Annotated in this window: 13 protein-coding genes; 5 read left to right on the top strand and 8 right to left on the bottom strand. The window is 49.6% G+C overall.

The window, feature by feature from the left end; all coding sequences use genetic code 11:
- Positions 1–28 precede the first annotated feature (28 nt).
- The gene (gene hemC, locus TW89_RS02830; RefSeq protein ID WP_128580489.1) at positions 29–964 is read right to left on the bottom strand and encodes a hydroxymethylbilane synthase; all 936 of its coding nucleotides are present in this window, start codon (positions 962–964) and stop codon (positions 29–31) included.
- A gap of 118 nt (positions 965–1082) precedes the next feature.
- On the opposite strand from hemC, the gene ybeY reads away from it, so the two are divergent.
- The 5 genes from ybeY (at position 1083) to TW89_RS02855 (ending at position 4973) form a co-directional block, all read left to right on the top strand.
- The gene (gene ybeY, locus TW89_RS02835; RefSeq protein ID WP_128580490.1) at positions 1083–1598 is read left to right on the top strand and encodes an rRNA maturation RNase YbeY; all 516 of its coding nucleotides are present in this window, start codon (positions 1083–1085) and stop codon (positions 1596–1598) included.
- Between the two features lies 1 nt (position 1599).
- Positions 1600–2442: an HlyC/CorC family transporter gene (locus TW89_RS02840; protein WP_128580491.1), complete on the top strand. Its 843-nt coding sequence runs from the start codon at positions 1600–1602 to the stop codon at positions 2440–2442.
- Entirely contained in the window at positions 2439–3176 is a 738-nt protein-coding gene (locus tag TW89_RS02845; RefSeq protein ID WP_128580492.1) for a methionine ABC transporter ATP-binding protein, read from the top strand. Before TW89_RS02840 ends, TW89_RS02845 begins: the two co-directional genes overlap by 4 nt.
- A gap of 1 nt (position 3177) precedes the next feature.
- Positions 3178–3864, top strand: a complete 687-nt coding sequence (locus TW89_RS02850; protein ID WP_128580493.1) for a methionine ABC transporter permease — start codon at positions 3178–3180, stop codon at positions 3862–3864.
- Positions 3865–4061: 197 nt separating this feature from the next.
- Positions 4062–4973 (top strand): MetQ/NlpA family ABC transporter substrate-binding protein, encoded by a 912-nt coding sequence (locus TW89_RS02855; RefSeq protein WP_070606802.1) that lies wholly within the window; start codon positions 4062–4064, stop codon positions 4971–4973.
- A gap of 309 nt (positions 4974–5282) precedes the next feature.
- Here TW89_RS02855 and TW89_RS02860 read toward each other — a convergent pair whose 3' ends face one another.
- The 7 genes from TW89_RS02860 to nosZ all read right to left on the bottom strand — a co-directional run bounded on the left by TW89_RS02860 (position 5283) and on the right by nosZ (position 12528).
- Entirely contained in the window at positions 5283–5510 is a 228-nt protein-coding gene (locus TW89_RS02860) for a hypothetical protein (protein WP_128580494.1), read from the bottom strand.
- A 54-nt stretch (positions 5511–5564) separates the two neighbouring features.
- On the bottom strand, positions 5565–6590 hold the full coding sequence (locus TW89_RS02865; RefSeq protein ID WP_128580495.1) for an FAD:protein FMN transferase: 1026 nt from the start codon (positions 6588–6590) through the stop codon (positions 5565–5567).
- 118 nt (positions 6591–6708) lie between these two features.
- The gene (locus tag TW89_RS02870) at positions 6709–7203 is read right to left on the bottom strand and encodes a nitrous oxide reductase accessory protein NosL (protein ID WP_004519674.1); all 495 of its coding nucleotides are present in this window, start codon (positions 7201–7203) and stop codon (positions 6709–6711) included.
- Positions 7200–8030 (bottom strand): ABC transporter permease, encoded by an 831-nt coding sequence (locus tag TW89_RS02875; protein WP_004519673.1) that lies wholly within the window; start codon positions 8028–8030, stop codon positions 7200–7202. The genes TW89_RS02870 and TW89_RS02875 overlap by 4 nt, the downstream gene beginning before the upstream one ends.
- Positions 8027–8926: an ABC transporter ATP-binding protein gene (locus tag TW89_RS02880; RefSeq protein ID WP_049331188.1), complete on the bottom strand. Its 900-nt coding sequence runs from the start codon at positions 8924–8926 to the stop codon at positions 8027–8029. Before TW89_RS02880 ends, TW89_RS02875 begins: the two co-directional genes overlap by 4 nt.
- Before the next feature lie 56 nt (positions 8927–8982).
- Entirely contained in the window at positions 8983–10362 is a 1380-nt protein-coding gene (locus TW89_RS02885; RefSeq protein WP_432757668.1) for a nitrous oxide reductase family maturation protein NosD, read from the bottom strand.
- 198 nt (positions 10363–10560) lie between these two features.
- Positions 10561–12528, bottom strand: a complete 1968-nt coding sequence (nosZ, locus tag TW89_RS02890) for a TAT-dependent nitrous-oxide reductase (protein ID WP_036493194.1) — start codon at positions 12526–12528, stop codon at positions 10561–10563.
- Positions 12529–12582 lie beyond the last annotated feature (54 nt).

Below are 12582 nucleotides of genomic sequence, written 5' to 3' on the forward strand. Positions count from 1 at the left end.
GACGGCCTTTTAAATGATCTATGTTGTTTTAAGCCTGTTCTTGCAATACGACGGCAATCAATTCTTCCGCACCATCATCCGCCAGTTTTTTGGCGATCGCGCGACCCAAAGCATCGGCGTATTCGGCTGGGGCTTGCGCGTCTGCCTGCAAAATAACCGAACCGTCAGGATGACCGACCAAGCCGCGCAAGGTCAGCAAACCGTTTTCTTCAGTGCAATATGCGGCCAGCGGCACTTGGCAGCTTCCGCCCAAAGCGCGCGCCAACGCGCGTTCGGCAGTCACGCAGGCGTGTGTGGTATCGTGGTTCAAAGGCTTCAAGACTTCGTACAAATCTTCGCGATGCGCTGCAATTTCAATACCCAATGCGCCTTGTCCGGCGGCAGGCAGGCTGTCGGATTCCGACAAAATCATGCGGATGCGTTCGTCCAATTCCAGACGCTGCAAACCGGCGGCAGCCAAAATAATCGCGTCGTATTCGCCGTTATCGAGTTTAGACAAACGGGTTTGCACATTGCCGCGCAAAGGTTTGATGACCAAATGCGGATAGCGCGCGCGCAACTGGGCTTCGCGGCGCAGGCTGGATGTGCCTACGACAGCGCCTTTGGGCATTTCTTCCAAACGCGCGTATTGGTTGGACACAAACGCGTCAAACGGATTGGCGCGTTCGCCGATGGCTGCGAGCGCGAAACCTTCAGGCAAATCCATCGGTACGTCTTTAATCGAATGTACGGCCAAGTCGGCCCTGCCGTCATACAAAGCCTGTTCCAACTCTTTGACAAACAAGCCTTTACCGCCGACTTTTGACAAAGTTCTGTCCAAAATCTGGTCGCCGCGCGTGGTCATGCCCAAAATCTCGACTTCGCAATCGGGATACAGGGCTTTCAGACGGCCTTGGATATGTTTTGCCTGCCACATGGCAAGCAGGCTTTCGCGACTGGCGATAACGAGTTTTTTCGGGTTCATAATGGTTGCCTGAAAGATAGAAAACGGCATGAAGTCTATCATATTTTGGGCGGTTTTTCAGACGGCATGGAGGTGAATATGTTATATTTACGCCTAAAAACCAAATTTTCCGGACAACATGAAACGCGCCAAACAATATCCTTTTTTATCCTTACAGCAGCAACGTTTTCATCTGAACTTTGAAAACGCCTCTTCCGCCGCCGGCCTTCCGAGCGAACGCGATTTTTACCGCTGGGCATGGTCTGCCTTGAAAAACGAATACCACCGCGCAGACATCAGCCTGATTCTTCTAGACGAAGAAGAAGCCCGAGCTTACAACCGCGACTACCGCGGCAAAGATTACGCCACCAATGTATTGAGTTTCGCGCTCAACGAAGGCGAAATCCTGCCTGACCAGTTTTCAGACGGCCTGTATGGCGATTTGGTGATTTGCCCGCAAGTGGTTTTGAAAGAAGCCGCCGAACAAGGCAAAACACCCGAGCAGCATTTTGCCCACCTGACCATGCACGGTACTTTACACCTGATGGGCTACGACCATATCGAAGACGATGAAGCCGAAATAATGGAAGCCGAAGAAATCCGCCTGATGCTGGCGGCAGGCTTCCCCAACCCCTACCAAGAGGACGAATATTAAAATGGACGGTACGCAGTCGAAACCCAAGTTTTTCGAACGCCTGATCTCCCGACTTGCCGGCGAGCCCGACTCCGCCGAAGACGTATTGACCCTGCTGCGCCAAGCGCACGAGCAGGAAGTTTTTGACGCCGATACACTGACCCGGCTGGAAAAAGTATTGGACTTTGCCGAGCTGGAAGTTCGCGACGCCATGATTACGCGCAGCCGCATGAACGTATTGAAAGAGAACGACAGCATCGAGCGCATCACGGCCTACGTCATCGAAACCGCCCATTCGCGTTTCCCCGTCATCGGCGAAGACAAAGACGAAGTTTTGGGTATTTTGCACGCCAAAGACCTGCTCAAATATATGTTCAACCCCGAGCAGTTCCACCTGAAATCCGTCTTGCGCCCTGCCGTTTTCGTTCCCGAAGGCAAATCACTGACCTCCCTTTTAAAAGAATTCCGCGAACAACGCAACCACATGGCGATTGTCATTGACGAATACGGCGGCACATCCGGCCTGGTAACCTTTGAAGACATCATCGAGCAAATCGTCGGCGACATCGAAGACGAGTTTGACGAAGACGACAGCGCCGACAATATCCACGCCGTTTCTTCCGAACGCTGGCGCATCCACGCGGCTACCGAAATCGAAGACATCAACACCTTCTTCGGCACGGAATACAGCAGCGAAGAAGCCGACACCATCGGCGGCCTGGTCATTCAAGAGTTGGGACACCTGCCCGTACGCGGCGAAAAAGTCATCATCGGCAGCCTGCAATTTACCGTCGCACGCGCCGACAACCGCCGTCTGCACACCCTGATGGCCACACGAATTAAAGAAAACACGGATAAACCATGATTATTCTGGATCACGTCTCCAAACACTATCAAACACGCGACAAAAAAGACTTTGTCGCCGTCGAGCCGACCAGCCTCGAAATCAAACAGGGTGAAATCTTCGGCCTGATGGGCTACTCCGGTGCAGGCAAATCCACCCTACTGCGCCTGATTAACTTATTGGAACGTCCGGATACAGGTACCGTCAACGTATGCGGCCAAGAACTAACCGCGCTCAACGCTACGCAACTGCGCCACGCCCGACAAAACATCGGCATGGTATTCCAACAGTTCAATCTTTTAAGCAACCGTACCGTTGCCGAAAATGTCGCTTTTCCTTTAGAAATTGCCAAATGGCCGTCTAAAAAAATCCAAGCGCGTGTTGAAGAATGTTTGGAAATCGTTGATTTACAAGACCGTGCCAACCATTACCCTTCCCAACTTTCCGGCGGTCAAAAACAACGTGTCGGCATTGCCCGTGCGCTGGCACCGCAACCTCAAGTCATCCTCGCCGACGAACCCACTTCCGCCCTCGACCCCGCCACTACGCGCAGCGTTTTGAAGTGTTTGGAAGACATCAACCGACGTTTCAACGTAACCATCGTCATCGTTACCCACGAAATGAGCGTTATCCGCCGCCTGTGCGACCGTGCCGCCCTCTTGGACAAAGGCCGTCTGCTGGAAATCGTTGAAGTACACGGCAACCAAATCCATGCCCAATCCGAAATCGGGCAAGAGCTGATTCGAGAGGACTAATATGGCAAATTTGACATTTGAACGTGCTGTTGAGACTATCGTCGGCATGAAGGGCGAAATTATCCAAGCCTTGGGCGAAACCTTTATTATGGTCGGCCTATCGACTACTTTCGCCGTTATCTTCGGTACGATTTTGGGCGTATTGCTGTTTGTGACATCTAGCCATCAGTTGCACTACAACAAACAGCTGAATTTGTTTTTGAACAACATTGTCAATCTGGTGCGTGCCTTCCCTTTCGTCATCCTGATGATTGCCATGATTCCTATTACACGCGCCATCATTGGCACGAGCATCGGCCCGATTGCCGCCTCATTGGTATTGAGCATATCCGGCCTGTTCTACTTCGCCCGTCTGGTCGAGCAAAATCTACGCGAAGTGCCCAGAGGCGTGATTGAAGCGGCCTCCGCAATGGGTGCCTCGCCCATGAGCATCATCTACAAAGTGCTTTTGAATGAAGCGCGCGCAGGTATGGTTTCCAGCATTACCGTACTGTCTATCAGCCTTCTGTCGTACAGCGCGGCGGCAGGTATGATTGGCGGCGGCGGCTTGGGCGACTTTGCCATCCGTTACGGCTACTACCGCTCTCAAACGGAAGTTATCATCTTTCTTGTCGCCATCCTGGTTTTACTCGTTATCCTGATTCAAGGTATCGGCAACAGATTGGCACGCAAACTGGACAAACGTTAAGCAAACAGGCCGTCTGAAATGGACTTACTATTTTTCAGACGGCCTGTTATCTGTTTAGAACATATTAGGATATATATTCCAAATAAATTTACAAAAAACATCCTCATATTCCTAAAATAGATTTACAATCCCTCTTTTTTTAACGGCGGCAGCTTGAGGCCGTCTGAAACCGTTTTATCATCCATCAGGAGAAAAATATGAAAACCAACACATTCTTCAAAACCCTTTCAGCCGCTGCGCTCGCCATCGTACTGGCTGCCTGCGGTGGTCAAAAAGACAGCGCTCCTGCTGCTTCTGCCGCTTCTTCTGCCGACAACGGTGCAGAGAAAAAAGAAATCGTCTTCGGTACAACTGCCGGCGACTTCGGCGATATGGTAAAAGACCAAATCCAACCGGCTTTGGAGAAAAAAGGCTATAAAGTCAAACTGATCGAGTTCACCGACTATGTGCGCCCCAACCTTGCTTTGGCTGAAGGCGAATTGGACATCAACATCTTCCAACACAAACCTTATCTGGACGACTTCAAAAAAGAACACAAGTTGGACATCGTTGAAGCCTTCCAAGTACCGACTGCACCTTTGGGCCTGTATCCTGGCAAATTGAAATCTTTGGACGAAGTGAAAGACGGTGTCAGCGTTTCTGCACCTAACGACCCATCTAACTTTGCCCGTGCATTGGTTATGTTGAACGAATTGGGCTGGATTAAACTGAAAGCCGACGTTAATCCGCTGACTGCTTCTAAAAACGATATTGCCGAAAACCCAAAAAACATCCAAATCGTAGAACTTGAAGCCGCCCAACTGCCACGCAGCCGTGCCGACGTTGACTTTGCCGTCGTTAACGGCAACTACGCCATGAGCAGCGGCATGAAACTGACTGAAGCCCTGTTCCAAGAGCCAAGCTTTGCCTACGTTAACTGGTCTGCCGTCCGCACCGCCGACAAAGACAGCCAATGGCTGAAAGATGTAACCGAAGCCTACAACTCTGACGAGTTCAAAGCCTACTCACAAAAACGCTTTGCCGGTTACAAATATCCTGCTGCATGGGGTGAAAACGCAGCTGCAGGTGCTCAAGCCGAAGCTGCTTCTACTGCTTCTGCAACCAAATAAGTAACTTTTTGAAAAAAGGCCGTCTGAACATTCAGACGGCCTTTTTCTATTGATTATCTCTTCTCAAAGCTCAAAACAAGTTTTTTTATTAACACCAAATACTTACGTAATTCCCTTTTTAAAACCAAATCAATATGTTGTAAAAAAGTTCAATAAGAAATCATGTTTTTATTCAATATAATCAATCACTAAATGAATTATTCTACTTTTTTATAATATTCACTAGTAATGCTCCGCTTATCCTGATATTATACCGTTCATCTAAAGACATCCGGTTATCTGAATTACAGACCGTTCATCTGAATTGCTTCAAACCACTTTGTCGGATTTTTCCATATATGTTGTGTTTCTCCGTATCGAAGGGGTTTGAGCGGTCGAAATACCGTTTTGCTTAGATATTAAAGCTTCGTGCTTTGAAATGAGTGAATTTTTGTTTAAGTGTCGTAATCTCTTGCTAATTACTCCCAGCTGCAAGAGTTTCAGGGTTGCCCCCTTGGGCAGCCCTTCTTTTTTATCCTCCATTTTTTCAGCAATCAAGCCTTCCCTGCCCTATACACATAGTCAAAATCACAGGCAAGGCCGCCCTTCTCCTCAACTTCCAATCTTCTTCAATTCATTATTCGGCATCACCAGCCAAACCTGTGCCTTTTTAACTTGGGCCGCTGCTCGGATGGCCGCTTCATCCATAATAGAAAATGCGGTAGAAAAAGCATCGGCAACTGCCGCACTTTCCGCCATGACGCTCATGCTTTTATAGCGCGGCTGGCTTCCGCCTGTACGCGGATCAAAAAGATGGGTAAATTTACCAGCTTCGTCCATTACCGTGCCATAGCCGCCCGATGTGGCAAAGGCTTGGTTTTTCATGGCGATGGTGGTCAGGATTTGGTCTTCTTGGTCGGGATTGCGAATGCTGACATTCCACTCGCGCTGGTTGGCATTATCAAAGCCGTAAATCTCCCCCATATCAATCAATGCCTGGGTAACGCCTTGCTGCTTCAACAATTCAGCTACTTTGTCGGTGATATAGCCTTGGGCAATGCCGTTAAGCGACAAGCCCATGCCTTTTTGGGCAAAACGGATTTCTTTGGTATCAAAATCGACTTTGTTGAAATCCACTAATTTGAGCGTGTCTTTGATACTGCGCTCAGATGGTGGCGTTTCGGTTTTTGGGTTTCGCCTGAAATGATCGGCATACAGATTCCACAATGGCTGAATGCTGGGATCAAACGCACCCTGCGTCAGCTGATGGATATCTCGGCTGGTACTGAGCAGCTGCAAAAAATCGGATGGCGGATTTTTCAGACGGCCTTCTCGGTTTAAACGGCTGATCAGGCTGTCGTCCCGATACAGGCTGAAGATTTTTTCCAACCGTAAAACTTCCGCCAATACTTTGTTGACCAATATTTCTGCCTGCTTGCGCTCAACGCCGAACAAACGCAACTCCGCGCCCGAACCCAATGCAATGCCTCTCCAAATAACTGGCTGCTCTTCTTGATTTGGGCTGGCCGGATGAGTCGGTTGATTGGTTTTGCGGCTGATGGCAAAGGGAATGCCGGCACCGGCGGCAAGTGTGGTGGCGATGGCAATGAAGCGGCGACGCGTTAAAGGGGTGGACATAAAGTATTCCTTAGATTTTTTATCTTTATATTGAAAGCAGCATTCATTAAATCAGCAATCGGCAGCTTCCAACACAAAGGCCGTCTGAAACTGTTTCAGACGGCCTTTATTGGTTGTTTTATTTGAAAATGTATTCGTCGGGCATCTCTGCAAAACCGACTACTCTGCCGCCTTTTTCTTTGGCGAATTTTTCAGCCTGAGCCTTGTCGGCAAACGGAAGCGCATCTTCCGCACCCATGCCGCCGATAAAGCTGCTTTCAATAACGTAATAGGCCTTTTTCGCATCTATCCATTCAGTGTCGGCATTGGGTTTTTCCCAATCTTTGACTTTACCCATATCGGTAACATAGATGGCATGAATGCCTTTAGGCTCTTCGGGCAGTTTGGTGTAACCGAACATCTGCTTGATAGTGGAAAACCAAACCGGTTTGTCAGGTTTGCCGTTCAAGAAGATTTGCGCTTTAGGGCCGTTGTGTTCAGTCAAATTCATGCTGCAGTAATGACCGACTGCGCTGTCGCTGATTTGTTGGGGCGCAGGCGGAGGGCTGTTATCCTGCTTGCTGCAGGCTGCCAATGCGATGAGTGTGAAGGTTGTCAATAATATTTTTCTCATATTTGTCGCTTTCCGAAAATCCAGGCGGCTAAAATCAAAGGAATGATAACCCATAATACCTGAGCCGTCAGCAAAATAGGCATACTCAGGCTGATTTGTTCGCTCAAACCTGCCATGCCGGCATACATGGCTGTATTTTCGTAACCCGTCAGATTCAGCAGACGGTAAATGTCTGCGGGGTTGAACAAAAGAACGGTTTCCACTACAGGCGCGGTAATGACTTGTTCGGTATCGGCAACCAAAACACCCAAAAGCGCCATATCGAAAATAACGACAAAAAACAGCCATACGCCGATGGCGATACCGGCGGCGGTACCGCGTTCTTTAACTTTTGCGCTGATCAAATAGCCCATGGACAAAAAGGCTGCGCCAAGAATCACGCTGGCAGCAATCAAAAGAGCGAAAGGCTGCCATGCGGCAATATCAAAACCGCCGTTGGCAAGCTGAAGGGTAATACCTGCCAATCCGTAGCCTGCCGTGGTAGCAAGGGCAAGAATGATGAGATGGCCGATAAATTTACCGGCAAGGATTTGGTTGCGCGAGATGGGGTAACTTAGCAGCAACGCCATTGTACCACGCTCGATTTCGCCAATCAGTGCATCATAAGAGAGCAACATCGCAATCAGCGGGATCAAGAAGATAGACAGGCTGGACAGACTGACTACGGTTACCGTCAAGGGATCAACCTTGACCGAACCGGTAGGCGAGCTGCCGAGAAAGCCTAATGACAGTGCCAATGCGGCAAGCAAAAGTGCGGCGGCAAGAACCCAACGGTTGCGCAGGCTGTCTCGGACTTCTTTGCCGGTAATAATCCAAACGGGGTTCATACGTCTTCCCTCTTCAAGAATTGCGCGTACATATCGTCAAGTGTAGGCGTGTGGATATCGATGTAGGCAAGACTGCCCAAATCACCCAATTCGCTCAAAAGAGCCATGCGCTCTTCTGCTTTACATTGTGCTTGGTATGACAGGCCGTCTGAAAGCGGATGCCAACGCTCGCTCAACGGGCGCGCTTCTTTCAAGCGGACGTTGACGGTCAGCGGCAGGCCGCTTTGAACATGTAACTCATCCATGCTGCCGTCGGCAACTTTCACGCCGTTTTTCATAACGATGATGCGGTCGGCGTGGCCGTCAAGCTCGGCCAGTGCATGGGTGCTGAGCAATACGGTTGCACCGCGCCCATTGAGTTCGCGCACAACTTCGTAAAACATTTGACGCGAAGCCGGATCAAGGCCGGTAGTCGGCTCGTCAAACAATAAAACTTTAGGCTCGCCCAACAAGGCTTGTGCCAAAGCGAGGCGTTGACGCATACCTTTAGAGTAAGTGCCGACACGGCGGCGTGCGGCCTGGGAAATGCCGACACGCTCGAGCAATTCGCGGTTTTTACTCAGGGGCTGTTTTTTCAGCTTGGCATAGAAATCCATGGTTTCGATACCGGTCAATGAAGGGTGCAATGCAACCGTTTCAGGCAGGTAACCGATTTGGCTGCGACGCTGCGCCCCTGCTTTACTGCCGGTCGGCTCTCCCAAAAGCATCACTTCGCCCTTGGTCGGCGTAATCAGGCCGAGTATCAGCTTCATAATGGTAGATTTGCCTGCACCGTTGTGTCCTGCCATGCCGACGCTCTCGCCAGCCTTGAGAACTAGATCGACTTGGTTGACGGCCTTTTGGCTGCCAAACTGCTTGGTCACGTTTCTTAATTCAACGTGGTTGGTACTGCTCATGGATATTCCTCTAGTGAATGTTTCAGACGGCCTTTGATATTGGGCCGTCTGAAAGGTTACATATTGGCATTTCCGCCTGTCAGCGCACCGTTTTCGGCATTACCCCATTCGGATTGGTGCGTTTTTGCTTCATGCAGCAATTCGTCCTTCATGGCTTCGTATTTGGTTGTCGTTTTATTGCGGACGGGGTTCATCAAAGGCTTGCTGTCAATTACGCCGCCAGGCAGGATGGCGGGAAATTGCGATTGCGCCCATTTGACAATGCTGATGGCAGGGCTGTTCATCAATAACCGGGCGACAGGTGCGCGCCAGATGATTTGGTCGATAATCCCGTTGGGACGGTAGGCACTGTCGCCGAAGCCGTCGCCGTCAAGGTCAAAGGCGCTGTTATCACTCCAATAGTTGCCGCGACCACCCTCGCCCCAATCAAGGAAACGGGTGCTGACGTATTTGACTTGGCTTTCGTTGTTGATAAACGAATTATTGAACAGGCTTGTGCCTTCAATGGCCGCGGTAAAGTGAATACCGATTTGACAGTTTTCAAAATGGTTGTCGAAAATTTTATTGTAGTTGGCATTGTAGGCAAACACGCATTTGCCTGCCTTGTTGATCACATTATCGTGAATTTCGGAATAATTGACGTAGTTGAGCATAATGCCTTGGTCGCGGCTGCCAACGGCAATGTTGCCATACACTTTCAGGCGTTCGGAAAACATCAGCACATAACCCATGTTGTTGCCGACGGAGATATTGTTGCTGACTTCGCTGTCATTGGTGTACATATAATGGACGGCAAAGCGCAAGTCGCTAAAACGGTTGCCTTTGTAGGTATTATGAGTACTGGTATTTGAAAAAATACCGTCACGGCCTTTGGAAATATCGTTATCGACCACTTGCGCACCGGGCGCATTCCAGACGGTTACGCCGTTGCCGCGTTCGTTGACGCGCAGGTTTGCATCGCCGATGATTTTATTTTCCCGCACCATGGATTCTGCCGCACCGTGAATATACACGCCGACGGAATTGTCGATTATGTTGTTATGCTCCACCAGCGCGCGCGTTGCCGTCTCTTCTAAATAGATACCGGCATCCATTGCCGGCAAACTCATGCCGGAATGGGAAACGGTCAGATTGTGCAAAGTTACATCAGGCGCATGAACGGCAACCGTCCTCCCGCTCCGGTCGCCGACAATCTTGGCGGAACGGTCGGCAGGGCCTTCGATGGTAATGGGTTTGTCGATATAGAGTTTGGTTTTGTATGTACCAGAGGCAAGCTTGAGCGTATCGCCGGCCTGGGCGCGCGCCAAAGCATCATTGAGATTGTCTTGTGCGGATACGTTGATGACTGCGGCAAAGGCCGTCTGAACCATGCTGCCAAGCAGCAATACGAGTGCGGCACGTTGCCATTTGGAACGATGGATTTGTGTGTGCGTCATAATCATATCTCTGTTTCAGACGGCCTGCTTGCCGCATGATAAACCGATGCGGAAACAGGTATTTTGGTGTTATAGCAAAGCTGTCTGATGATGGCTTTCATTTTGTGGCCATATCGGCCGACAAACAACTTTGCTATAAAGGCCGTCTGAAAGAATGTTTTTTCAGACGGCCTGAAGAATTAAATCATCAAACCGAAATTATTTTGGTTTAACAATCATTTGGCCAGACATTTCCATGTGCAATGCGTGGCAGAACCATTGGCAGTAGTACCAGTGTACACCTGGACGGACAGCCTTGAAGGTTACAGAAGATGTCGCTTGCGGGCCAATCTCCATAGCAATACCATAACCTTCCAAAGTAAAGCCGTGAGTCAAGTCTTCAATGGTCTCAACGTTGGTTACATATACGGTAACTTCGTCGCCTTGGTTCACTTCAAATTGAGGAACGCTGTAAGCAGGCGCAACGGCAGTCATGTACACGCGTACTTTGTTGCCTTCACGTACGACTTTGGCAGCTTTTTCCAGCTCAACACCGTCTTTTTGAGCTTGTTCCAAAGCTTCTTGCCAGAACCATGGGTCTTTGCGGTCCCAAGTTTTGCTTGGGTTCACTTTAGACGCGGCAACCAAGCACAAGTCGTGTGGTTCAGCAAAAGTCGGATTGTCATGCACCAGACGCATTTCGTCGCCGGAGATATCGATCAATTGGTCACACTCAGGTTTCAAAGGACCGGCATTCAAGAAGCGGTCTTTAGAGAACTTGTTCAAAGATACCAACCATTTACCGTCGGCTTCTTTGGTTTCGCCCATGGTAGTGTGGTTGTGGCCCGGTTGATAGTGAACGTCGAGTTTTTGTTTGATCGGATCGATTTTCTCGCCTTTATAGGCTTTAATCGCATCGTCGATGTTCCATTTCACCATTTGGCTGTCGATAAACAATGTAGTATAGGCATTGCCGCGACCGTCAAATGCAGTGTGTAATGGGCCAAGACCCAGTTGAGGCTCGGCTACGACAACATCGCGCTCTTTGATTTTACCTGCAAACAAGTCATCCAGTTTGCTGACATCCAATACGGTAACGGTTGGAGACAGTTTACCGTTGAGCATAATGTATTTGCCGTCAGGGCTTGCATTACAGCCGTGAGGAGAGTTAGGAACCGGGATGTAACGAGTGTATGGAGAGTTGGCTTCCGCACGACCGTCCAACATTTTCACGCCGTTAACTTCTTTGAAGTCGCCTTTTTTGATGCCTTCTTCGATGGCGGCCAGGTTAAATACCACACACCAGTCTTGTTCGTTAGAAGATGCACCTTGTACAGTCAGAGCGCGCTCAGAGTTATAGCAGGTAGAGAAAGAGTATTTACCTTGGTAGTCGGCATCGCCATTATCCAAGTTACCGTCTACCAATACTTGCCATGCGATGTCCATGGTTTCGCCATCAACTGCAGTATAAACGGCATTCCAAGTTTTAGGATCATCCCATTTGCCTACGCCGTCAACAGGAACGATATGCTCACCGTTGGCAAATACGTAGCCAGTTTTCGGATAGCGTTGAGGACGCAGACCGTGAACACCTGAAACGTTTGGAATTTCAACGATTTTATCGGTTTTCATCACATCCAAGCGGATACGGCAAACGCGGTTGTTTGCTTTATCGTTGGCATATGCATAGCGGCCGTCGTAAGTTTGATCGGTAAAAGACAAGTGCGGGTGGTGCAAGTCGCCGTTAGGGTAGCAGCGCAGACCGCTGTCTTGCAGGAATTTACGGGTTTCCGGCGTAATTTTTTCATTCAAAATACGCAGGCTCTCGTTGGTACGACCCCAACCGGTAGCGCTGTCCATATTGAACACAGGGATACGCATCAACTCACGCATAGAAGGTACGCCGATCAAGCGCATTTCGCCTGATTGACCGCCTGACAAGAAACCGTAGTATTGGTCAAGTTCGCCTGGACCGACTTCGGAAGTTTGTTTGCCCGGTTCGGCAGAATGAGCAGCGGCTTTTTCGGCAGGTGCAGCACCGGAAGCAGCAGCTTTATCACCCTCGCCGTTAGAGCAACCGGCCAAGCCCAACAAACCGGCACCGGCAATACCTGCACCGGAAGCAGCGGCAGTACCTAAGAATGAACGACGGCTTAAGCCGTTTTGTTCTAATTTTTCGTCTGACATACGACACTCCTTGGATAAAATCTGGCGGCCGATTTTCAGACGGCCTGCCGATGA

The sequence above is a fragment of the Neisseria flavescens genome, assembly GCF_001618065.1.
Classification (GTDB): Bacteria; Pseudomonadota; Gammaproteobacteria; order Burkholderiales; family Neisseriaceae; genus Neisseria; species Neisseria flavescens_A.

Bases quoted from the DNA above. Each gene is read 5' to 3' on its own strand.
- TW89_RS02880 (WP_049331188.1), bottom strand. From the start codon at position 8,926: ATGAGCAGTACCAACCACGTTGAATTAAGAAACGTGACCAAGCAGTTT.
- TW89_RS02840 (WP_128580491.1), top strand. From the start codon at position 1,600: ATGGACGGTACGCAGTCGAAACCCAAGTTTTTCGAACGCCTGATCTCC.
- TW89_RS02870 (WP_004519674.1), bottom strand. From the start codon at position 7,203: ATGAGAAAAATATTATTGACAACCTTCACACTCATCGCATTGGCAGCC.
- hemC (WP_128580489.1), bottom strand. From the start codon at position 964: ATGAACCCGAAAAAACTCGTTATCGCCAGTCGCGAAAGCCTGCTTGCC.
- TW89_RS02885 (WP_432757668.1), bottom strand. From the start codon at position 10,362: ATGACGCACACACAAATCCATCGTTCCAAATGGCAACGTGCCGCACTC.
- nosZ (WP_036493194.1), bottom strand. From the start codon at position 12,528: ATGTCAGACGAAAAATTAGAACAAAACGGCTTAAGCCGTCGTTCATTC.
- TW89_RS02875 (WP_004519673.1), bottom strand. From the start codon at position 8,030: ATGAACCCCGTTTGGATTATTACCGGCAAAGAAGTCCGAGACAGCCTG.
- TW89_RS02855 (WP_070606802.1), top strand. From the start codon at position 4,062: ATGAAAACCAACACATTCTTCAAAACCCTTTCAGCCGCTGCGCTCGCC.
- TW89_RS02850 (WP_128580493.1), top strand. From the start codon at position 3,178: ATGGCAAATTTGACATTTGAACGTGCTGTTGAGACTATCGTCGGCATG.
- TW89_RS02865 (WP_128580495.1), bottom strand. From the start codon at position 6,590: ATGTCCACCCCTTTAACGCGTCGCCGCTTCATTGCCATCGCCACCACA.
- TW89_RS02845 (WP_128580492.1), top strand. From the start codon at position 2,439: ATGATTATTCTGGATCACGTCTCCAAACACTATCAAACACGCGACAAA.
- ybeY (WP_128580490.1), top strand. From the start codon at position 1,083: ATGAAACGCGCCAAACAATATCCTTTTTTATCCTTACAGCAGCAACGT.